The 20,032-nt window shown below is 70.0% G+C and carries 22 protein-coding genes; 10 read left to right on the plus strand and 12 right to left on the minus strand.

What is annotated here, in order from left to right; all coding sequences use genetic code 11:
- Positions 1 to 11: 11 nt before the first annotated feature.
- Entirely contained in the window at positions 12 to 743 is a 732-nt protein-coding gene (locus ACYVF4_RS04985; RefSeq protein WP_460720321.1) for a DUF3105 domain-containing protein, read from the plus strand.
- A gap of 1 nt (position 744) precedes the next feature.
- Positions 745 to 1,440 carry a DUF305 domain-containing protein gene (locus ACYVF4_RS04990; RefSeq protein WP_460720323.1) on the plus strand — a complete coding sequence of 232 codons (696 nt, stop codon included), beginning with the start codon at positions 745 to 747 and terminating at the stop codon, positions 1,438 to 1,440.
- A gap of 114 nt (positions 1,441 to 1,554) precedes the next feature.
- On the opposite strand, the gene ACYVF4_RS04995 is transcribed toward ACYVF4_RS04990, so the two are convergent.
- The 3 genes from ACYVF4_RS04995 to ACYVF4_RS05005 all read right to left on the minus strand — a co-directional run bounded on the left by ACYVF4_RS04995 (position 1,555) and on the right by ACYVF4_RS05005 (position 4,944).
- Positions 1,555 to 2,499: a carbohydrate ABC transporter permease gene (locus tag ACYVF4_RS04995; RefSeq protein ID WP_460720325.1), complete on the minus strand. Its 945-nt coding sequence runs from the start codon at positions 2,497 to 2,499 to the stop codon at positions 1,555 to 1,557.
- Positions 2,496 to 3,491, minus strand: coding sequence for a carbohydrate ABC transporter permease (locus tag ACYVF4_RS05000; RefSeq protein ID WP_460720327.1), 996 nt, complete (start codon positions 3,489 to 3,491; stop codon positions 2,496 to 2,498). Before ACYVF4_RS05000 ends, ACYVF4_RS04995 begins: the two co-directional genes overlap by 4 nt.
- 121 nt (positions 3,492 to 3,612) lie before the next feature.
- Positions 3,613 to 4,944: an ABC transporter substrate-binding protein gene (locus tag ACYVF4_RS05005; RefSeq protein ID WP_460720329.1), complete on the minus strand. Its 1,332-nt coding sequence runs from the start codon at positions 4,942 to 4,944 to the stop codon at positions 3,613 to 3,615.
- A 244-nt stretch (positions 4,945 to 5,188) separates the two neighbouring features.
- Between ACYVF4_RS05005 and ACYVF4_RS05010 the strand changes: the two genes are divergently transcribed.
- Positions 5,189 to 6,226 carry a LacI family DNA-binding transcriptional regulator gene (locus ACYVF4_RS05010; RefSeq protein WP_460720331.1) on the plus strand — a complete coding sequence of 346 codons (1,038 nt, stop codon included), beginning with the start codon at positions 5,189 to 5,191 and terminating at the stop codon, positions 6,224 to 6,226.
- A gap of 54 nt (positions 6,227 to 6,280) precedes the next feature.
- Here the strand turns inward: ACYVF4_RS05010 and rplL are convergent, their stop codons facing one another.
- The 5 genes from rplL to ACYVF4_RS05035 all read right to left on the minus strand — a co-directional run bounded on the left by rplL (position 6,281) and on the right by ACYVF4_RS05035 (position 10,829).
- The gene (gene rplL, locus ACYVF4_RS05015; RefSeq protein ID WP_251451116.1) at positions 6,281 to 6,670 is read right to left on the minus strand and encodes a 50S ribosomal protein L7/L12; all 390 of its coding nucleotides are present in this window, start codon (positions 6,668 to 6,670) and stop codon (positions 6,281 to 6,283) included.
- Positions 6,671 to 6,714: 44 nt separating this feature from the next.
- A complete protein-coding gene (gene rplJ, locus ACYVF4_RS05020; protein WP_460720334.1) occupies positions 6,715 to 7,230 on the minus strand; it encodes a 50S ribosomal protein L10 in 516 nt (171 codons plus the stop codon).
- Between the two features lie 395 nt (positions 7,231 to 7,625).
- The gene (locus ACYVF4_RS05025; RefSeq protein ID WP_460720336.1) at positions 7,626 to 8,618 is read right to left on the minus strand and encodes a type IV toxin-antitoxin system AbiEi family antitoxin domain-containing protein; all 993 of its coding nucleotides are present in this window, start codon (positions 8,616 to 8,618) and stop codon (positions 7,626 to 7,628) included.
- Between the two features lie 271 nt (positions 8,619 to 8,889).
- Entirely contained in the window at positions 8,890 to 10,017 is a 1,128-nt protein-coding gene (locus ACYVF4_RS05030) for a Gfo/Idh/MocA family protein (protein ID WP_460720766.1), read from the minus strand.
- Positions 10,017 to 10,829 carry a sugar phosphate isomerase/epimerase family protein gene (locus tag ACYVF4_RS05035; protein WP_460720338.1) on the minus strand — a complete coding sequence of 271 codons (813 nt, stop codon included), beginning with the start codon at positions 10,827 to 10,829 and terminating at the stop codon, positions 10,017 to 10,019. Before ACYVF4_RS05035 ends, ACYVF4_RS05030 begins: the two co-directional genes overlap by 1 nt.
- Before the next feature lie 97 nt (positions 10,830 to 10,926).
- Here ACYVF4_RS05035 and ACYVF4_RS05040 point away from each other — a divergent pair, with 97 nt between their 5' ends.
- From ACYVF4_RS05040 to ACYVF4_RS05060, 5 genes are all read left to right on the plus strand, one after another.
- Complete coding sequence (locus ACYVF4_RS05040; protein ID WP_460720339.1) at positions 10,927 to 11,559, plus strand: TetR/AcrR family transcriptional regulator; 633 nt, start codon at positions 10,927 to 10,929, stop codon at positions 11,557 to 11,559.
- 9 nt (positions 11,560 to 11,568) lie between these two features.
- Complete coding sequence (locus ACYVF4_RS05045) at positions 11,569 to 12,249, plus strand: YqaJ viral recombinase family protein (protein ID WP_460720341.1); 681 nt, start codon at positions 11,569 to 11,571, stop codon at positions 12,247 to 12,249.
- A 208-nt stretch (positions 12,250 to 12,457) separates the two neighbouring features.
- Entirely contained in the window at positions 12,458 to 14,089 is a 1,632-nt protein-coding gene (locus ACYVF4_RS05050) for an MDR family MFS transporter (protein WP_460720343.1), read from the plus strand.
- Positions 14,090 to 14,099: 10 nt separating this feature from the next.
- Entirely contained in the window at positions 14,100 to 14,576 is a 477-nt protein-coding gene (locus tag ACYVF4_RS05055; protein ID WP_460720345.1) for a MarR family winged helix-turn-helix transcriptional regulator, read from the plus strand.
- A 123-nt stretch (positions 14,577 to 14,699) separates the two neighbouring features.
- Positions 14,700 to 15,728: an NADP-dependent oxidoreductase gene (locus ACYVF4_RS05060; protein WP_460720347.1), complete on the plus strand. Its 1,029-nt coding sequence runs from the start codon at positions 14,700 to 14,702 to the stop codon at positions 15,726 to 15,728.
- On the opposite strand, the gene ACYVF4_RS05065 is transcribed toward ACYVF4_RS05060, so the two are convergent.
- Positions 15,715 to 16,629, minus strand: coding sequence for a LysR family transcriptional regulator ArgP (locus ACYVF4_RS05065; protein WP_460720349.1), 915 nt, complete (start codon positions 16,627 to 16,629; stop codon positions 15,715 to 15,717). The two genes, ACYVF4_RS05060 and ACYVF4_RS05065, sit on opposite strands and share 14 nt — an antisense overlap.
- Before the next feature lie 72 nt (positions 16,630 to 16,701).
- Here ACYVF4_RS05065 and ACYVF4_RS05070 point away from each other — a divergent pair, with 72 nt between their 5' ends.
- Positions 16,702 to 17,370, plus strand: coding sequence for a LysE/ArgO family amino acid transporter (locus tag ACYVF4_RS05070; RefSeq protein ID WP_460720351.1), 669 nt, complete (start codon positions 16,702 to 16,704; stop codon positions 17,368 to 17,370).
- Positions 17,371 to 17,414: 44 nt separating this feature from the next.
- Positions 17,415 to 17,690, plus strand: coding sequence for an acylphosphatase (locus ACYVF4_RS05075; RefSeq protein WP_460720353.1), 276 nt, complete (start codon positions 17,415 to 17,417; stop codon positions 17,688 to 17,690).
- A gap of 69 nt (positions 17,691 to 17,759) precedes the next feature.
- On the opposite strand, the gene rplA is transcribed toward ACYVF4_RS05075, so the two are convergent.
- The 3 genes from rplA to nusG all read right to left on the minus strand — a co-directional run bounded on the left by rplA (position 17,760) and on the right by nusG (position 20,010).
- The gene (rplA, locus tag ACYVF4_RS05080; RefSeq protein WP_460720355.1) at positions 17,760 to 18,452 is read right to left on the minus strand and encodes a 50S ribosomal protein L1; all 693 of its coding nucleotides are present in this window, start codon (positions 18,450 to 18,452) and stop codon (positions 17,760 to 17,762) included.
- Between the two features lie 14 nt (positions 18,453 to 18,466).
- Complete coding sequence (rplK, locus tag ACYVF4_RS05085) at positions 18,467 to 18,898, minus strand: 50S ribosomal protein L11 (protein WP_460720357.1); 432 nt, start codon at positions 18,896 to 18,898, stop codon at positions 18,467 to 18,469.
- A gap of 98 nt (positions 18,899 to 18,996) precedes the next feature.
- The gene (gene nusG / locus ACYVF4_RS05090) at positions 18,997 to 20,010 is read right to left on the minus strand and encodes a transcription termination/antitermination protein NusG (protein WP_460720359.1); all 1,014 of its coding nucleotides are present in this window, start codon (positions 20,008 to 20,010) and stop codon (positions 18,997 to 18,999) included.
- Positions 20,011 to 20,032 lie beyond the last annotated feature (22 nt).

A 20,032-nucleotide genomic window follows, 5' to 3' on the forward strand; every position in this document is an offset into this window, starting at 1 on the left:
GCCTCGCCTGCATGCCGCCGCATACAATCGAGAGCGTGAGCCCGACCGATAAGAAGCGCAGCGGCAACCCTGCCACGCAGGCCGAGATCAATCTGACCGTCAAGCAGCAGCGCGAGCAGCGCCGGCAGCAAAAGCTCGCCGAGTACCAGAAGCAGCTCGCCAAGCGCCGTCGCAGCAAGCTGGTGTGGTGGATCGTCGGGGCCACAGCGGCCGTCCTCGTGGTGGGTCTCGTGGTCGCCTCGGTCGTGTTCGCCCCGCCTGGACCCGCCACCTACACCGCCGGCGACAGCACGGGCGTCGAGATCGAGGGCGTCGAGACCTTCGAGAACGTCACCGACCACGTCGAGGGCACCGTCGAGTACGAGCAGAGCCCGCCTGCAGGCGGACCGCACAACGCCGTCTGGCTCAACTGCGCCGTCTACGACCAGCCCGTCCCCAACGAGAACGCCGTGCACTCGATGGAGCACGGGGCCATCTGGGTGACCTACGACGCCGACGCGGTCACGGGCGACGAGCTCGAGACGCTGAAGTCCCACCTGCCCTCCAGCTACGTCGTCCTCTCGCCGTACGAGGGCATCGACTCCCCCATCGTGCTCAGCGGGTGGAACACCCAGCTCAAGCTCGACTCCGCCGACGACGAGCGCATCCCGGAGTTCTTCGAGGAGTACTGGCGCAGCCAGAACGTCCCCGAGCCCAACGCGGTCTGCTCGGGCGGGGTGGACGCGCCCGGCAAGCAGAGCTGACGTGACCGACGAGACCGTACCGTCCCCACGGGCGCGGGCCGCGGCATCCGCCCGGCCCCGCTGGTGGATCGTGGCGCTGGCAGCCCTCGGCATCGCCGCGCTCGCCTTCGCCGTCGGCCGGTTCTCGACCTTCTCGTCCGCGGACGCCCTGCCCCCGGGGACGGACTCCCCCGAGGCCGGGTTCTCGCGGGACATGCAGGTCCACCACGGCCAGGCCATCCAGATGGCCATGGAGATCTACCGCAAGACCGAGGACGAGGAGCTCCGCGCCCTCAGCTACGACATCGCCACCGGCCAGGCCGGCCAGCGCGGCGAGATGTACGACTGGCTCGTGCAGTGGGGGCTGTCCCAGTCGGGCGGACCCATGATGGCCTGGATGAGCGCGTCCGCGGGCGACCACGGCCACGGCGGCGGGTCGGCCGAGGCGATGAGCGACGACGAAGCCCACGCCGCCATGGGCATGGCCTCGGCGCAGGAGCTGCAGTCCCTCGCCGATGCGGCGGGCACGGCCGCGGACTGCCTCTTCCTCGAGCTCATGGTCCGGCACCACGAGGGCGCGATCCCGATGGCCGAGGCGGTCATCGACCTCGGCTCCGAGCAGCGCGTACGCGACGTCGCCGCGAGCATCGTCGCGGGGCAGTCGGCCGAGATAGACGCCATGCAGTCGATTCAATCGCGGCTCGGCTGCGGCGCCTGACCCACCGCCGACGGCCGAGGATCAGCAGCAGGGCGAAGCAGTCGAGGAGCACCCCACCGCAACGCGGCCCTCGACCTCACGCGCGGTGAGGCCGAGGGCCGGGTCGACGGGAATCTACTTCACCGAGCCGGCGGTGAGGCCCCGGACGAAGTACCGCTGGAGCGCGAAGAAGATCACCAGCGGGATGACGAGGGTGATGAACGACCCCGCCGCCACGCGCTGCCAGCCCTGACCGTACTGGCCCAGCAGGGTGTACAGGCCCTGCGTGAGCACCTGGTTCGGCCCGGACTGGATGAAGATGTACGCCACGAGGAAGTCGTTCCACACCCACAGGAACTGGAAGATCGCGAACGACGCCAGCGCCGGCACCGACATCGGCACGATCAGCCGCCAGAAGATCTGGAAGTGGCTCGCACCGTCCACGCGTGCCGCCTCGATGAGCGAGTTCGGCAGCGTCTGCATGTAGTTGCGCAGGATGTAGATCGCCAGCGGCAGCGCGAAGGTGGAGTGCACGATCCACGCCGCCGGGTACTGCCCGATGATCTGGATGCCGGTGGTGTTCCCGAACCACACGAACAACTGCAGGATCGGGATGATCGCCAGCTGGATCGGCACGACCATGAGGCCCAGCACGATGGCGAAGTACACCTCCTTGAACTTGAACGTGAAGAACGTGAAGCCGTACGCGGCCATCGCGGCGATCATGATCGGCAGGACGGTGGCGGGCACCGTGACGGCGACGGAGTTCCAGAAGGTGCGGCTGACATCCAGGGCGTCCCAGGCCTGCGCGAACGGCTCGAGCGTCCACGTCGTCCCGAACGGGTTCAGCAGCGCGGTCCACCATCCGGTGGCCTCGACGTCCGCTCGGGGCCGCAGGCTCGTGACCGCCAGGCCCAGCAGGGGGAACAGCCACAGTAGCGAGATGATCCCCATGATGATGGTGATCAGGATGCGGGGCTTGGGCGTGTCGCCGGCCCGCTCGCGCTTTGCCTTCCTGCTGCCGGCGTCGAGCTTGCGCCGAGCGTCTTCGTCGACGATCGGGGTCGGGGTGACAGTCATCGGAGTTCCTCCTGCGACTTGTAGCTGCGGACCTGGTAGACGATCAGCGGCACGACCGCGATCATGAGGACGATGACCACCGCGGCAGCCTTGCCGGGGTTCTGGAAGCTGAAGAGCTGGCTGTAGAACTCCACCGCGAGCACGCTGGTGTTGTACTGACCGCCCGTCATCGCGTAGATGATGTCGAAGATCTTCATGACGAAGATCACGATGGTGACGAAGACCGCGAGGATCGTGCCGCGGATCTGCGGGACGATGACGCTGAAGAACAGCCGCCGCTCCCCCGCCCCGTCGAGGCGGCCGGCCTCGATCGTCTCTTCGGGAACGCCCTTGATCGCCGCCGAGAGCAGCACCATCGCGAAGCCGACCTGGAGCCAGATCGCGATGATCATGATGAGGAAGCTGTTGAGCCGTCCGGCGTCCAGCGTCAGCCACGGCACCGGGTCCTGACCGGTGGTGCCGGTCCACGCCGCGTTCAGCAGGTAGATCTGCGGGTTGCCGGGCGGCGCGTAGAAGTAGATGAACCGCCAGGTGACCGCGGCCGCGACGCCGCTGATGGCCATCGGCAGGAAGATCATCGCCTTGAACGTCTGCTCGCGGCGCTTGCCGAGCTTGTCGGTGAGCACCGCGACCAGCAGGCCGATGAGCACCGCACCCGCGGGGACCACCAGGACCCACAGCAGGTTGTTGAGCAGGACCCCGAGGAAGCTGGGGCTGGTGAACAGGGAGATGTAGTTCTCGAGTCCGACGAAGCTGGCGCCTTCGCCGCGACGCTGGCTCTGCTTCATGAAGCTCTCGACGAGCGTCCGCAGTGCCGGGTAGAGCAGGAATATCGAGATCAGGACGATGACCGGGAAGAGGAAGACGTACGGCAGCAGCCGCGCCTTCCACTTGTCATTTGTCCGCTCGACGAGCCAGTTGAGACTCCAGAAGATCAGATACGACACCGCCAGTCCGAGGACCACGGAGATGAGCGCGCTGAAGATGGCCATCGAAACCGCCTGACGTCAATGTGAGGGTGATCGTGATGCTAGTGGCGAAGCGGCGCCGGCGGATACTGCCGGCGCCGCTTCGTCGATCGATTTCTCGATCAGTGGATGCCGCGGCTCCGGGTCACCGGGGCCACGAGGCGTCGATGGCCTGGAACGCCTGTTCCATCGACTTCTGTCCGGCGAACCAGCTGGTCAGCTCGGTCCATTCGGTGCCGGCACCGACCTCGCCGGGCATCTGGTCCGACGCGTCGAAGCCGAACAGCGTGGACTCGGCGAGGAGCTGCTGCGCCTTCTTCTGGAACTCGGTGGTGTAGTTCGACGTGTCGAACTCGTTGTGCGGCGAGAGGAAGATGGCCTGGCTGGCGTAGCCGTTGGTGCCGAACTCCTTGCCGGTGATGTACTCGACCACGGCCTTGGTGGACTCGTTGTTGGTGAACGCGCCGACCAGGTCGCCACCGCCGAGCATGGCGGTGTCGGTGCCCTCGGGCGAGGGCAGCTGGAAGAAGTCGACGTTCGACAGGTCGCCGTCGGCGATCTGCGCCTTGATGTCCTCGGGGAAGAAGTCCGCGATGAACGACCCCTGGCGCATCATGAAGCACTGGCCCTTGTCCTTGCCCTCGACGAAGAGCTGGTTGCCCGCCGTCTGGAAGGCCGTCGTGGCCGCCGCCTGGCCGCCGCCGTTGACCTTGCCGTCCTCGAGCAGCTCGCTGGCGACCTTCTCGCCCGCCTGCTTCACCAGGTCGCTGTCGAACAGCACATCGCCGGCGATCCAGGCGTTGTACTCCTCGAGCCCGCCGTAGCGCAGCACGTACTCCTCGAGCCAGTCGGTGGCCGGCCAGCCGGTCGCCGCGCCGGACTCGATGCCCACGCACCACGGGTAGCCGAGACCCTCGTCGATGATCTGCTGCTGCAGGTCGCCGAGTTCGGCGTCGGTGGTCGGCACGGTCAGCCCCGCTGCCTCGAAGGCCGCCGGGTTGTACCAGACCAGGGACTTGACGTTGATCGAGTAGGGCAGGCCGAAGGTCTGTCCGTCGACCTGGGCGATCTCGCCGAGGCCGTTGGCCTCGTCGGCGATGATCGCCGCGACGTCGATGCCGAGCTCCTCCAGCGGGAAGAGCTGGTTCACCTGGCTCTTGAGGACGCCCGGCTGCGGGTAGATCGCGATGTCCGGCGGGTTGCCGGCCGTCGCGCGGGCGACCACCGCCGTCTGGAAGTCCGTGTTGCCGTCGTAGGTGACGGTGATGCCGCTCTCTTCGCTCCACGCGTCGAGGTCGGCTTGGAACGCCGCCGCCTGCGCGTCGGTGAAGGCGCCCATGATGGTGACGCTCTTGTCGTCGTCGCCACCGCCGCCGCCTCCGTCGCCGTTGCCGCCGCCACCGGAACAGCCGGCGAGCGCGATGCCGACGACCCCCAGCGCCACGACCGGCGCCATGAACCGTCGATGCTGTGACATGCCCATGTGTACTCCTCCTCGAGTAAGTCCTTGGGATACGGCGCCTCGATCGGGAACCGCTTCCAGAAACGCTAGGGGATCGAAAGTGTTTCCACAACAGCGATGTGTCACGAAACGGTAAACCTGCGGAATATCACCGCAGAGCACCGGCGAGTCGATACTGGAACCGCTCCCCTTTTTTCCGGCATCCGGTCTATGCTGAGGCGGAGCGGGATGCGGGTGCCGCGGGAAGGCTGGCTCAACGGTGAGCGGAATCGCTGAGGTCGCGCGTCGCGCCGGCGTGTCGAAATCGACCGCCAGCCGCGCCCTCGGCAACACCGGATACGTCTCGCCCGAGACCCGCGATCGCGTGCGCCAGGCCGCCGACGAGCTGGGCTACGTCCCCTCGACGAGCGCCGTGAGCCTCGCCACCGGCCGCACCCAGAGCATCGGCGTGGTGATGCCCTACGTCAACCGGTGGTTCTTCGCAGAGGTGCTCGAGGGCATCCAGGAGGCGCTGCTGGCGGCGGGGCTGGACCTCACCCTGTACGACGCCAAGCCGGGGTCCACCGGGCGTGTGCGGATCTTCGAGGACTTCCTCGCACGCAAGCGCTTCGACGGCCTGATCGCCGTGGGGCTAGAGCCCGACGACGCCGAGGTCGCGCGCCTCGTGCGGATCGGCCGGCCGGTCGTCAGCGTCATCGGCAGCGACGACCTCACGAGCGTCGTCGCGATCGACGACGACTACGCCGCGCGGCGCGCGACCGAGCACCTGCTGATGCTCGGCCATCGCGACATCGCGTTCCTCGGCGGCCGCACCGACCGGCACTGGGCGCAGGTGGACCGGCGACGGCTCGCCGGCTACGTCAGCGCCATGCAGGATGCCGGCCTGGGCCCGCGCGTGCGCCACGTGCCGTCGGATGTCACCCTGCCGGGCGGGTACGCCTCGGCGGTCGACCTGCTGGGCGACACCCGGTCGCGGCCGACCGCGCTGGTGGCCACGTGCGACGAGGTCGCGATCGGAGCCATGATCGCCGCCCGGCGGCTCGGCGTGCAGGTGCCCGGGGACCTCAGCGTCATCGGCATCGACGACCACGAGTACGCCGAGATGTTCGCGCTGACCACCCTGCGTCAGTCGCCGCGCGATCAGGGACGGGTCGCCGTCCGCCTGCTGCTGGAGCACCTCGCCGACCCCGCACGCCCGGTGACCCCCGTCCGGATGCAGGCCAAGCTCGTCGTGCGCAGCTCGACCGCGGCGCCGGACCCGCTGTCGGCGACGGCCGTCACCGACGCCCGCAGATGACAGAACCCCGGATGCCGCGGCATCCGGGGTTCTGCGAATCAGAACGGAGTCTGATTACTTCAGGGTGACGGTGGCGCCGGCCTCTTCGAGCTTGGCCTTGGCCTTCTCGGCGTCGTCCTTGTTCGCGCCCTCGAGCACGGGCTTGGGGGCACCGTCGACGACGGCCTTGGCCTCGCCGAGGCCGAGCGAGGTGAGCTCGCGGACGACCTTGATGACCTGGATCTTCTTGTCGCCGGCGGCCTCGAGGATGACGTCGAACGCGTCCTTCTCCTCGGCCTCCTCGGCGGGGGCACCACCGGCGGGGGCGCCGGCAGCGGCCACGGCCACGGGGGCGGCGGCGGTGACGTCGAAGGTCTCCTCGAACGCCTTGACGAACTCGCTGAGCTCGATGAGCGTGAGCTCCTTGAACGCGTCGAGCAGCTCCTCAGTGCTGAGCTTTGCCATGATGATTCTCCTTGATTGGGGTTCTACTTCGCCGAGGCCCGATGTCAGGCCGCGGACTCCTGCTTCTCACGCAGCGCGTCGACCGTGCGGACGGCCTTGGACGGCAGCGCGTTGAAGACGAATGCCGCCTTGGTCATCGAGGCCTTCATCGCACCGGCGAGCTTCGCCAGCAGGACTTCACGGCTCTCGAGGTCGGCGAGCTTGTTGACCTCGTCCGCGCTCAGGGGGTTCCCGTCGAAGAAACCGCCCTTGATCACGAGATGAGGGTGTGCCTTGGCGAAGGCGCGCAGGCCCTTCGCGACGGCGACCGGGTCGCCGTGCACGAACGCCACGGCCGACGGACCCTTGAGGTCGTCGTCCAGCGACGAGATCCCCGCGTTGTTCGCGGCGATCTTGGTCAGCGTGTTCTTCACCACGGCGTAATCCGCGTCCTGACGGATCGTGTTGCGGAGCTCCTTGAGCTCGGCAACCGTCAGGCCGCGGTACTCGGTCAGCAGTACGGCGGTCGAGTCCTCGAAGTTCTTCGTGAGCTCGGCGACCGATGCTTCCTTCTGCGCCATGGCCACTCCTTGTGTGTGCGAGACGTCCCGCAGTGGCGGGGCGTCGGCCTGAACCGCCGGCGCTGCAAATGAGAAAAGCTCCGGCGCAAGCGCACGGAGCTGATGTTCCCGTTCGGGAGAATCGTTCTGCACACCTGCGCGGGCCCCTGCATTCGCAGAGCTTCGATCTCGGTGCGTTCGCACGCACGTCGATGACCGGCGGTCTTCGGCTCCCGGAAGTCTAAGCGACAGCATCCCCCATCGCCAAATCCCCCTGCGCCGTCTGCCTGCTGTCACGTATCACGTGATGCGTACGCGGTTCCTGTGACGTATCACGTGATCCGGCGGGGCCGGCACGGGAACGACACTGCCAGCGAGCCCTGCGGTGCCACACGCGTCCGCGAGGGCTGCGGGGGTCAGCGAGAAGAAGGGGGGTGGATGCCGAAGGCCGCCAGTCGCGCCGCGAAGGCTTTGCTGGTCCCGATGTGGACGTCCTCGACGCGAACGAACCGGCGCTGCGTGGTGCCGCGGATCCAGTCCTCCCGCCGCTTTTCGGCCATGACCACCTCCTCGATCGAGCGGCCAGAGCGCAGCACCTCGTCCAGGTACTTGCCCTGCCCGTCGAACTCGAGAAAGCTGTGGGCCTGCTCGATGCCCAGGTCCACGTAATAGTCCGAGCCGTCCGGACCCGGCACGCGCACCTGCAGGTCCAGCTCGGTGAAGCCTGCCTGCACGAGCCGCAGTCGCGACACACTCTCGCCGGGGCGGTCGGCGCGACCGTCGGCGAAGCGGATGACCCAGTCCGCCTGCCGCAGCCCGCGCCCGCGACCGGCGAGGGCGACCCGCTCGAGCAGCCGGGCCCGCCACGAATCTGCGGCGTCGACGTCGTACTCGTGGCGAGAGGTCGCGATAGAGCGCAGGCCGGCGTCCGCCGCCGCCACGGCGGTCTCGATCCCGACCACGCGGATCAGGTCGAAGACCGTCCGCTCCAGCGTGGTCCGACGGATGCCGTCGATCTCGACGACGTCCTCCTCCAGCAGGCTTCCCACATGCCGCACGAGACCAGCCCTGCCCGATGCGCGCGAACCGCCCCGGAAAGTCGTGTGCACGGCCGACGGGGTGTGACGCCAGAGCGGCAGATCCCACACCACCGCCGCCGACTCGTGCGAGAAGACGCCGTCGCCGTCGCGCATCTCGGCATGGGCAGCGGCGACTTCGACGCGGTGACGGGATTCGGCCCAGAGCTCCTGCCACAGCGCTCCCGTGACGTAGCGATTGCGCTGCACACGGCGCAGGTCACCGGCATCCACCGCACTTCGGATCTTCCGGCTCGTCCAGCCGGCGTCGAGCAGCTCTTCACGCGTGTTCAGCGCGGTGAGGGCCTCGGCGAAGGACAGGTGCTGGGGCATGCAGCCCAGGCTGACGGCATCCGTGTGCACTCATCACGTGATTCAGCCGTTTGTGGACGGCGGCGCAAGCGTCCCGCCCTGGGGAGGAGAAGTCACCGCCCCTCTCCCGCACCCGCCCGACCCTCCGCACCGCTCCCGCCGACCACATCACGTGATCCGCACGAGATCACCCGTTCCGAACCGGAATCAGCGGGTGAGGTCGTGCAGATCACGTGATCCGTACACACACACACACACACACACAGACCCCCAGGGGGGCGAGGGATGCCGGTCAGAGGGTGGCGGCGAAGGGGTCCCGGTCGTCGGGCACCAGGGGGACGTCCGCGACGGTGCTCTCGACGGTGACGAAGGCGCCCGCGACCACGGACTCCTCGATCGCGGTGAGCGTGTCGAGCACGTGGTAGCCGAGCTCGCCGGTGGCGATGTGGCGGCCCCCGCCGCGGATGGCACGCGCCATGTCGAGCACGCCGAGCCCCCGGCCCGCCTCGACGCCCACCGGCGGGACGTCGTGCCACAGCGGCTCGCGGGTGGGCGAGTCCACAATGGGTCCGCGCGTGATCCTCACCTGGCCGCCGAAGGTGTTGGGGTCGGGGACGAGCAGCGTGCCCTCGGTGCCGGTGATCTCCACCACGCCCATGCGGGTCAGCGGCGAGTCGAAGCTGAAGACGCTCTGGCTGACCGCCCCCTTCTCGAAGCGCGCGATCGTCTGGACGAGGGTCGGCACCTCGACCGGGAAGCCCTCCCCCGCACGGTCGCCCACCTGGATGGTGCGCGTCGCCCGACCCTGCGCGCCGACGGCGGCGACGGCGTCGACGGCTCCGAACAGGTGGACCAGGGCGGTGACGTAGTACGGCCCCATGTCCAGCAGCGGTCCCCCGCCGCGCGCGAAGAGGAACGCGGGATTCGGGTGGAAGACGTCCGGCCCGATGTACTGCATCGAGGTCTGCGCCGAAAGCGGCTGCCCGATGTCGCCGCGCGCGATCGCGCGCCGTGCGGTCTGCAGGCCCGGTCCCAGCACCGTGTCCGGCGCGATGCCGACGCGCAGCCCCGCCGCTTCGGCCTGCTCCAGCAGCCCCCGGGCCGCGGCCCGGTCGATCCCGATCGGCTTCTCGCTCCACACGTGCTTGCCCGCGGCGAGCGCGGCCGAGCTGACGGGGACGTGCGCCGCGGGGATCGTGAGGTTCACGACGAGCTCGACCTCGGGGTGGGCGAGGACGTCCTCGGGCGATCCGCTCTCGGGCACGCCGTGCGCGGCCGCCTGCGCCGCGGCCCGCGCGGTGTCCAGGTCGCCCACGATGACGACGCGCACGTCGGGGAACGAGGTGAGGTTCGCGAGGTAGGTGTCGCTGATCATGCCGGCGCCGATGAACCCGACGCCGACGGGCCCCGTCCCGCCCATCAGCGGATGCCCCGCGCTGCCAGCCACGCCAGCGAGCCGGCGATGCCGCCGAAGACATCCCCGTCGTAGCGGTCGTACTCGATCACGGCCAGCTCCAGCGCCGTCGCCGACCCGAGCGCGGCGTCCAGCGCGACCTCGCCGCCGCCGGCCGGCACCTGCCCGAGGTCGACGCCGTCGTGGTCGCCGGTGCGGAACGGGTCGACCCCCGTCCGCCCGTCCTTGACGTGCAGCGCCGCGAGGCGGTCGCCGAGCCGGGCGACGAGCGCCCCGACGTCCTGCCCGCCGACCTGGGCCCAGAACGCGTCGAGCTCGATCGCGACGCCGGCGTCGAGCCGGTCGACGAAGAAGTCGTACGCGACCTGACCGTCGAACGAGTGATGGAACTCCTGCGAGTGGTTGTGATATCCCACCCGGATGCCGCGTTCCGCCGCCTTCTCCGCCGCGCGGTTCACCAGCTCGGCGGTGCGGGCCACGTCGTCCGGGGTCGCCCATCGAGCCGGCTCGACCATGGGATCGATGAGGAGCCCGATGCCGAGCTCGGCGGCGTCGTCGAGGACCGCGTCGAGCGGCGGGACGTCGACGACCTGGTCGCCGAAGCGCAGCTGGCTCGACAGGAAGGCGGCGTGCCCGCTCGGCGCGGCGAGGCCCGCGGCGTCGAACGCGCGGCGGAGTTCGGCGGCCCGGCCGACGAAGGCGAAGGCCTCGACGTTGCGCAGGCCGAGCGCGGCGAGGCGCTCGAGGGTGCCGCGCAGGTCGGCGTCGAGCTCGTGTCTGACGGTGTACAGCTGAACGGACGGGCGCGGAGCGGGCATGAGGACCTCTTCGTCGAGTGGTCGCGGTCGAAGTCCGACCACGGGTAGGTTTTGCCTCAGCCTACACGGCAAACCAAACCAGCGGTAGGGTTTGAGCATGTCCGCCGCCCCCACCGCCGGCCCCCGCGGCGCGTATGCCAAGTCAGCCGGCTTCCGCGAGGCCGTGCTGGACACCGCGTTGCACATGCTCGCCGAACGCGGCTTCGACGCGACCACCCTGCAGCTCATCGCCGACGAGGTGGGCCGGTCGAAGGCCGGCCTGCTGCATCACTTCGGCTCGCGCGAGAACCTGATGCTCGAGATCATCCGGCGACGAGACGAGGTCAACCGCCGGCGGTTCCCGCGCGACGCCGGGGGCGGCTTCGCGACCACGGTGGACCTCGTCGCCCACAACGCCACGGTCCCGGGGCTCGTCGCCCTCTTCGCCGTCGTGTCGGCCCTGGCCGCCACCGACATCCAGCCCACACCCCGGCGGGACTACTTCGTCGGCCGGTACGCGCGCAACCGCGACCACTTCGGCAGGCACATCGCGAGCGCGCAGGCGGCCGGGACCGTCCGCAGCGACATCGACGCGGGCGTGGCGGCATCCCTCGTTCTCGCCGCGATGGACGGGCTCCAGATCCAGTGGCTGCTCGACGACGAGGTGGACATGGCGGAGCACCTCGGCGCCCTCATCGGCCTGCTCACGCCGCCGGGTGTCGCGCCACCGCCGGCAGGCACACCGACGTAGGCTTTCGGGGTGACACCCGAGCTCGCCGCCCGCATCGTCGCGGATTCGCGCGACCGCGTGGCATGGGTGAGGGCTCGCTCCCGCGGGATCACCGCGACCGATGTGGCCGCGCTCACCAGCGAGCGGGCGATCGCCCGGGCTGCGGACGCCAAGCTCATGGGGTCGGGCTTCTCGGGCAACGCCTACACCGCGCACGGCCGTGCGCGGGAACCCGAGATCGCCGCCTGGGTGGCCGCGACCCACGGCATCCAGCCGTCATCGGCGCTGTTCCACGCCGTCGTCGAGCGGCGGCACCTGGCCACGCCGGACGGCATCGCGGTGGACTCCGCGGGCCGCGTCGTGCTGGCCGAGATCAAGACCACGAACAAGTCCTGGCGGTCGATCCCCCGCTCCTACCTTCGTCAGGTGTGGTGGCAGCAGCACGTGCTGGGGGCCGAGCGCACGCTGGTCGCGTGGGAGCAGCACGACGACTTCGTGCCCGTCGACGACGAACCGCGGTGCGCCTGGGTGGACCGCGACGAGGCCGAGATCGCCAAGCTCGTGCGCCTGGCGACCTCGCTCATCGACGAGCTGTACCGCCGCACGACGGGCCGCGCGGTCCCCGCCCCCGCGAGCGCGGCGACGACAGAGCGGATGCCGCGCCACGCCGCTCCGCGCCAGCCCTACCGGGCACTGGCCCTCGCCGACTGACCACGCGCCCAGCCGTCGCGCCGTTCTGGCAGGTCGGATGGTTGACGCGGATCAAGCAGTGACGTATCGTTGACTTCCGTCAATAATTGATCCACGTCAACCAGAGCGTCAGCGTCGCCGCTCCCGCGGAGGGAAGCGCATGCCGACAGAATCACGCCGGGCCACGAGCGCCCGGCACCACCGGTCCCCCGGCGCCGAGCGGTCGCCGATGTCGCATCGCGCCGTCCTGCAGGCGCTGTCCGGCCTGCTGCTGGGCATGTTCGTGTCGATGCTCGCCTCGACCGTCGTCTCGACGTCGCTGCCGGTCATCATCCACGACCTCGAAGGAACGCAGTCGGCGTTCACGTGGGTGGTGACCGCGATGCTGCTGACCACGGCGATCTCGACGCCCGTGTGGGGCAAGCTCGCGGATCTGTTCGACCGCAAGCTGCTCATCCAGATCGCCCTCGCGGTCTTCGTCGTGGCGACCGCCGCCGCGGGGTTCTCGCAGAATCCCGAGACCCTCATCGCCTTCCGCGCCGTGCAGGGCGTCGGCGCCGGCGGCCTGGCCGCCCTCAGCCAGGTGATCATGGCCGACATCATCAGCCCGCGCGAACGCGGGAGGTACATGGGGCTCTTCGGCGCGGTGATGGCCGTGGCGACCATCGGCGGGCCGCTGCTGGGCGGGCTCATCACCGACACGTGGGGCTGGCGCTACAACTTCTTCGTCGCCATCCCGTTCGCCGTGGCCGCCTCGATCATCCTGCATCGCACCCTGCACGTCCCGCCGCGCGCGGCACGTCGCGTGTCGATCGACTATCTGGGGATCGTCCTGCTGTCGGTCTCGGTCTCGCTGCTCCTGGTGTGGGTCACCCTCGCCGGAGACGCCTTCGAATGGTGGAGCATCCAGACCGCGCTCATGGTGGGCGGCGCCGTGCTCGGCGCGGCCTTGTTCATCCTGGTCGAGAAGCGCTCGCGCGAACCGCTCGTCCCGCTCACGCTCTTCGGCGACCGCACGTTCACGCTCTCGGTCATCGCCTCGATCGCCACCGGCATCGCCATGTTCGGCGCGTCGGTGTTCCTCAGCCAGTACATGCAGCTGGCGCGGGGCGCGTCCCCCACCGAGGCGGGCCTCATGACGATCCCGATGATCGCCGGGCTGCTCGCCGCGTCGGTGGGCGTCGGCCAGCTGATCACCCGCTTCGGGCACTGGAAGCCGTATCTGATCGCCGGCGCGGTGCTGCTCACCGCAGGCGCGGCACTGCTCTCGACCATCCGCTACGACACCGCATTCGCGGTGGTCTCGGCGTACATGCTCCTGCTCGGAGCCGGCGTGGGCATGACGATGCAGAACCTCGTGCTCATCGTCCAGAACACCGCGCGCCCGGACGAGATCGGCGTCGCGAGCTCCGGCGTCACCTTCTTCCGCAGCCTCGGCGGCACCATCGGCGTCTCGCTGATGGGCGCGGCCCTCGCCGCCCGCGTGTCCGAGCTCATGGCCGACCGCGCGGGGGATCTCGCCGCCGCCATCGCACGGCTCGGCGACGGCGGCGCGCAGATCGCGGCGCAGCTGCGCAGCGGGACGCTCCCGCAGGTCTCGGCGCTGCCGGGCGACATCCGCGTCATCATCGAGGACGTCTACGCGCAGGGCATCTCGCACGCGTTCCTCATCGCGGTGCCCTTCGCCGTGGTCAGCCTGGTCGCGATCGTCTTCCTCCCCGGCACGCCGCTGACCCGCATGACCACGCGCGAGCGTATGCAGGCCTCCGAAGCGGACCTGGCGACCGTCTCGGTCAGCGAAGGCATGGATGCCGTGGCCCCGGCGGCCCGGCAAGAGGTCCGCGGCCGTGGCGGGCAGTAGTCTCGGCCGCATGAGCCGTCCGAGCGACACGCTGCCCGCAGCCGACGACGACGAGCGCGTCGCGGCCGTCCGGGCGCTGGAGGGCGAGTTCGGGGAGCTGATCGCGCAGTTCCGCCGGGTGATCAGCGAGAACGCCGAGCGCGTCAGCCCCGGTATGCTTCCCGGCGCATACAAGGTGTTCACCACCATCGTCCGGCGCGAATCGATCACCCTGTCCTCGCTCGCCGAGATCCTGATGGCCGACAAGGGGCAGATCAGCCGATCGGTGCGCGACCTCGAGCAGCGTGGTCTCGTCGAACGCGCGCCCGACCCGGCAGACGGAAGATCGCACCTTCTCACGCCCACGACCGAGGGCCTGGCGCGCCTGGCCGCCGCCCGCGCCCCGCAGGAGGACCTCATGCTCGCGGCGCTCGCGGAGTGGAGCGTCGAAGACATCCGCAGCCTCACCCGCCTGCTGCACGCCCTCACCGCCGGCGAGCGGCCGTAGCGGTCGGACATTCTCCCCTCGGTAGCACCGGCGTAACACGTCCGAGACAATCTCAGGGTTGACTGTTCGCCAGTGCACTCACCCGGTGCTGCCGATGCCGACACGCACGTGGAAGGAGCGACCATGAGATTCCGGCCGCTGCGATCGACCCCCAAAGACGTCCCGGTCGTCCCCGTCGAGGAGCCGCCGACGTCGATGCGCGCCATCGTCTTCGACGGCCCGGGCGACGCGGAGGCGCTGCATCCGGCATCCGTCGACGTTCCCACCCCCGTGATCAGCGAGCTGCTCGTGCGCATCGTGGCGGCGGGCATCAACCCCATCGACGCCAAGACCCGCGCGGGCAAGGGCGTGAGCGGTCAGATCGGGCAGTACCCGGCTGTTCCCGGCTTCGACTTCAGCGGCATCGTGATCCGCTCGCCCTACGAGGCGCACCCGTTTCCTCCCGGCACCGAGGTGTACGGGATGCTCGCCTTCCCCCGCACCGGGGGGTCGTACGCCGAATACGCCGTGGTGCCCACGCTGTCGGTGGCGCGCAAGCCCGCCTCGCTGTCGCACGTCGAGGCCGCCGGCGTGCCGCTCGCGGCGCTGACCGCGTGGGGGCTCGTCGTCGAGACCGCCCACGCGCACGAGGGGCAGCGGATGCTGATCCACGCCGGCAGCGGCGGCGTCGGCCATTTCGCGGTGCAGCTGGCGGCGTACTTCGGCGCCCACGTCACCGTCACCGCCTCGGGCCGCAACGCCGCGTGGCTGCGGGAGCTGGGAGCCTCGGTGGTCATCGACTACACCACGACCCGCTTCGACGAGGTCGTCGCCGACATGGACGTCGTGATCGACCTGGTCGGCAACGTCTCGCAGCAGACCGGATCGCGCTCGCTCAACGTGCTCCGCCCCGGCGGTCTGTACGTCCTGGTGCCCACCGGGTCCTGGCCGGACTACGCCGTCGCCGCCGAGGAGGCGGGCGTGCGAGCCACGTCGTACAAGGTGATCCCCGACGGCTCGGCGCTGGCCACGATCGGGCGGCTGCTGGACAGCGGAGCCATCCAGGTCTACGTCGACAAGGTCTTCGACCTGGACGAGGCATCGGCGGCCCATACCGAGCTGGAGCGCGGTCACACCCGCGGCAAGATCGTCCTGCGCGTCAGCGACGACTGACGGCCACGGGCGACGGCGGGTCCAGCACCCGCCGTCCCTCGGCGATGATCTCGCCGGCGACGGCCTCCAGCAGCGCGGAGCGCAGGTTCCACTGCTGCCAGTAGAGCGGGACGTCGACCGGCGGACCCCCCAGCCGCACGAGCTCGCCGCGGCGCAGCGCCGCCTCGGACTGGAAGCCCGGAAGCAGCGCCCAGCCGAGCCCCAGCTGGACGGCGGCGGCGAAATCGGCGGATGCCGGCACCCGATGCCTCGGGGGTGCGGCCGGATCCACTCCGCCCGCCGTCAGCCACTGGCTCTGCAGGTCATCGCGGCGGTCGAAGTCCACCACCGGGGCCTCGGCGAGAGTCGCAGCGCCCGCCGTGAGCGACCACCGCTCGGCGAACGCGGGCGTGGCCACAGCCTCATAGCGCATGACCCCGAGCGCCGAGACGCGGCATCCGGCGATGGGTCGCTCCCGCGACGTGACGGCACCCATGACCGTCCCCGCCTCGAGCAGCCCCGCGGTGAAGTCCTGGTCGTCGCGGTGCAGGTCGAACACGACCGGATGCCGCTCCCCCAGGCGCGCCAGCGGCGGCAGGAACCACGTCGCGAGCGAGTCGGCGTTGACCGCGAGCGGGACGACGATGCGGCTCTGCTCGTCGGGATCGCCGCCGAGGTCTGCCAGCGCGTCGTGCTCCAGCAGCGCCGCCTGCCGTGCCAGTCGCACGAGCGCCCGCCCGGCGGCGGTCGCTCGCGCGGGCTTGGAGCGGACGAGCACCAGCTGACCGACGTGCTCCTCGAGGGCCTTGACCCGCTGGCTCACCGCCGACGGCGTGATGTGCAGCCGCTGGGCGGCCGCATCGAGGGTGCCCTCGTCGATGATGACGGCGAGGGTCTCGGCCAGCTCGAAGGGAATGCGCATCTGAAGTGCAGCTAATGCTACGCAAGGAAGGTGAGCTGGTCTACGGTTCGGATCCGCCGTAGCGTCGAAGGCGTGCTCCCTTCCCTGCTGGCCGGCCTCGGACTCGGACTCTCGCTCATCGTCGCGATCGGCGCCCAGAACCTCTTCGTCCTGCGCCAGGGCCTGCGGCGCGAGCACGTGCTGACGGTCGCCGCCATCTGCGCCGTCTCTGACGCGACCCTCATCGCCCTCGGCGTCTCGGGCGTGGGGCTGGCCGTAGCGGCGCTTCCGGCGCTCCTCGACATCGTGCGCTGGGCGGGTGCGGTCTTCCTGCTGGCCTACGCCGTCCTCGCCGCCCGGCGTGCCTGGCGTCCGGCCGGCGGAGCGCTCGACGCCCGCTCCGGCGACCCCGGCGGCTCGGCGGCACCCGCCCCCGCCTCGCGGGGTGCGGTCGCCGGACCGTCCACCCGTACGCGGCTCGCCCCCGTGGTCGCGACGTGCCTGGCGCTGACGTGGCTGAACCCGCACGTGTACCTCGACACCGTCTTCCTGCTGGGGACGGTCGCCGCCACGCACGGCGACGCGCGCTGGGTCTTCGCGGCCGGCGCGATGACGGCCAGCGTCATCTGGTTCTTCGGCCTCGCCTATGGCGCACGCTTCCTCAGCCGGTGGCTCGCCACCCCGCGGGCGTGGCGGATCCTGGACGGCGTCATCGCCGTGGTGATGGCCGCACTCGCCGTCAGCCTGGTGACAGGCGCGTGACAGGCGCTCCGGCGGGATCCGGCCCGATGAGGGACGATGGAGCCATGCGAAGGGTGCATGTCCGCGTCCGGGGCGAGGTCCAGGGCGTCGGCTACCGGTACACGCTGCGGATGGTCGCGCGCGAGGCGGGGATCGCCGGCTGGGTCAGGAACCGGCGGGACGGCACGGTCGAGGCGGAGCTCGAGGGCCCCGCCGAGCGGGTCGACGAGGTGCTGGCCTGGATGGCCGAGGGACCGCCGGGTGCCGACGTCACGGGCGCCGAGGTCCGCGACATCGCCGTCACGGGCACGCCCGGTTTCGAGGTGGCCGCGACGGCGTGAACCCGCCCCGACGACAGAAGAGGCCCCGCCGGACGGCGGAGCCTCTTCTGATCAGCTGCGGTGCGCGGTTCAGGCGATCGCGTTGACGTCCAGCGGGATGCCGGGGCCGAACGTGGTCGACACGGCACCCTTCTGGATGTAGCGGCCCTTCGAGCTCGACGGCTTGAGACGCACGATCTCCTCGAGGGCGGCCTTGAGGTTCTCGTCGAGCTGCTCGGCCGAGAACGAGGCCTTGCCGACGACGAAGTGCACGTTGGCGTGCTTGTCGACGCGGAACTCGATCTTTCCGCCCTTGATCTCCTCGACCGCCTTGCCGGGGTTCGGGGTGACGGTGCCGGTCTTGGGGTTCGGCATCAGGCCGCGGGGACCCAGCACCTTGCCCAGGCGGCCGACCTGGCCCATGAGCTCCGGGGTGGCGACGGCGGCGTCGAAGGCGGTGTAGCCGTCGGCGACCTTCTGGATGAGCTCGGCACCGCCGACCTCGTCGGCGCCGGCGGCAATGGCCGCCTCGGCCGCGGGGCCGGTCGCGAACACGATGACGCGGGCGGTCTTGCCGGTCCCGTGGGGCAGGATGACGGTGCCGCGCACCATCTGGTCCGCCTTGCGGGGGTCGACCGAGAGCTTGAGGGCGACCTCGACGGTGGCGTCGAACTTCGACGAACCGGTCTCCTTCGCCAGGGCGACGGCCTCGGTGGGCGTGTAGAACTTGTCAGCCGCGATCTTGGCGGCGGCGGCCTGGTAGGCCTTGGACTTCGTAGCCATTTTCCCTATCCCCCTCAGTCCTCGACCGTGATGCCCATGGAACGGGCGGTGCCGGCGATGATCTTCGAGGCGGCCTCGAGGTCGTTCGCGTTCAGGTCGGGCTGCTTGGTCTCGGCGATCTGCCGCACCTGCTCCTTGGTGATCTTCGCCACCTTGACGGTGTGCGGGGTCGCGGAGCCCTTGCCGACGCCCGCAGCCTTCTTGATCAGCTCAGCGGCCGGCGGGGTCTTGAGGATGAAGGTGAAGCTGCGGTCTTCGTAGACCGTGATCTCCACCGGGATGACGTTGCCGCGCTGCGACTCGGTCGCGGCGTTGTAGGCCTTGCAGAACTCCATGATGTTGACGCCGTGCTGACCGAGCGCGGGGCCGATCGGCGGCGCCGGGTTGGCGGCGCCGGCGTTGATCTGGAGCTTGATCAGGCCGGTCACCTTCTTCTTGGGTGCCATGTCCTCTTCCTTTCCTCGAGGGATGCCGGGCGGCATCCCTCTCCCGCACACCCGGCGTCTCCGGGCAGCGGTTCCCCCGGCCTGCGGCCGGGAAGTCTTTACAGTTTGGTGACCTGGTCGAACGACAGCTCGACCGGGGTCTCGCGCTCGAAGAGCGAGACGAGGACCGTGAGCTTGCCGCTCTCGGGCTTGATCTCGCTGATCGACCCGGGAAGACCCGCGAACGAGCCCTCCTTGATGGTGATGGTCTCGCCGACCTCGAAGTCGACCTCGGCGGGGATCGTGCGGGCCACCGCAGCACCGCCCTTGGCGGCGCCGCCCTTGGCGGGCGCGACGTCCTTGACCTCGACGAGCGACTTCAGCATCGTGAAGGCCTCTTCGAAGCGCAGCGGCGTGGGGTTGTGGGCGTTGCCGACGAAGCCGGTGACACCGGGCGTGTGGCGGACGACCGACCAGGTGTCCTCGTTGAGCTCCATGCGCACCAGCACGTAGCCGGGGATGCGCACGCGGGTGACCATCTTGCGCTGGCCGTTCTTGATCTCGACGACGTCCTCCATCGGGACCTCGACCTGGTAGATGTCCTCTTCGACCTCGAGCGTGGACTTGCGCTGCTCGATGTTGGCCTTCACCTTGCGCTCGAATCCGGCGTAGGAGTGGATGACGTACCACTTGCCCGGGAGCGAGCGGAGTTCGGCGCGGAACGCGTCGTACGGGTCCGCGTCGGCGTCATCGGCGTCCTCGTCCTCGTCCTCGCCCAGCTCGGGGCCGTCGTACGGGGCGACGTCCTCGGCGGCGGCGGCCGCGCGCTCGGCGGCTTCTTCGGCGGCGGAGTCGGTGAGCACCTCGGCGGCGGCCTCGGCCTCGGCGGTCTCGTCGATCTCGAGTGCGTCGTTCACGATGGCGTCTGCCTCCGGGTCGTCGATGTCGTCCAGGTCCTCGTCGTCGACGTCGTCCTCGTCCTCGTCGCCCTCGATGTGCAGAGCGGCGTGCTCGGCCGGCTCGACCGATCGCTGCTCGGCCTCGAGGACGTTGCCCTCCTGGGCTTCGTCGTCCTCGGAGGACTGCTCCGCGGCGGTCGCCCAGTCGGCGTCGTCGATGAATCTTTCAGACACTTGAGTTCTCTTCCGTTTCTCA

This window comes from Microbacterium aureliae (assembly GCF_054780155.1).

Coding starts and splice junctions, on each gene's coding strand:
- ACYVF4_RS04985 (WP_460720321.1), top strand. CDS start 12: ATGCCGCCGCATACAATCGAGAGCGTGAGCCCGACCGATAAGAAGCGC.
- ACYVF4_RS04995 (WP_460720325.1), bottom strand. CDS start 2,499: ATGACTGTCACCCCGACCCCGATCGTCGACGAAGACGCTCGGCGCAAG.
- ACYVF4_RS05000 (WP_460720327.1), bottom strand. CDS start 3,491: ATGGCCATCTTCAGCGCGCTCATCTCCGTGGTCCTCGGACTGGCGGTG.
- ACYVF4_RS05005 (WP_460720329.1), bottom strand. CDS start 4,944: ATGTCACAGCATCGACGGTTCATGGCGCCGGTCGTGGCGCTGGGGGTC.
- rplL (WP_251451116.1), bottom strand. CDS start 6,670: ATGGCAAAGCTCAGCACTGAGGAGCTGCTCGACGCGTTCAAGGAGCTC.
- rplJ (WP_460720334.1), bottom strand. CDS start 7,230: ATGGCGCAGAAGGAAGCATCGGTCGCCGAGCTCACGAAGAACTTCGAG.
- ACYVF4_RS05025 (WP_460720336.1), bottom strand. CDS start 8,618: ATGCCCCAGCACCTGTCCTTCGCCGAGGCCCTCACCGCGCTGAACACG.
- ACYVF4_RS05030 (WP_460720766.1), bottom strand. CDS start 10,017: ATGGGCGGGACGGGGCCCGTCGGCGTCGGGTTCATCGGCGCCGGCATG.
- ACYVF4_RS05035 (WP_460720338.1), bottom strand. CDS start 10,829: ATGCCCGCTCCGCGCCCGTCCGTTCAGCTGTACACCGTCAGACACGAG.
- ACYVF4_RS05040 (WP_460720339.1), top strand. CDS start 10,927: ATGTCCGCCGCCCCCACCGCCGGCCCCCGCGGCGCGTATGCCAAGTCA.
- ACYVF4_RS05050 (WP_460720343.1), top strand. CDS start 12,458: ATGTCGCATCGCGCCGTCCTGCAGGCGCTGTCCGGCCTGCTGCTGGGC.
- ACYVF4_RS05055 (WP_460720345.1), top strand. CDS start 14,100: ATGAGCCGTCCGAGCGACACGCTGCCCGCAGCCGACGACGACGAGCGC.
- ACYVF4_RS05060 (WP_460720347.1), top strand. CDS start 14,700: ATGAGATTCCGGCCGCTGCGATCGACCCCCAAAGACGTCCCGGTCGTC.
- ACYVF4_RS05065 (WP_460720349.1), bottom strand. CDS start 16,629: ATGCGCATTCCCTTCGAGCTGGCCGAGACCCTCGCCGTCATCATCGAC.
- ACYVF4_RS05075 (WP_460720353.1), top strand. CDS start 17,415: ATGCGAAGGGTGCATGTCCGCGTCCGGGGCGAGGTCCAGGGCGTCGGC.
- rplA (WP_460720355.1), bottom strand. CDS start 18,452: ATGGCTACGAAGTCCAAGGCCTACCAGGCCGCCGCCGCCAAGATCGCG.
- rplK (WP_460720357.1), bottom strand. CDS start 18,898: ATGGCACCCAAGAAGAAGGTGACCGGCCTGATCAAGCTCCAGATCAAC.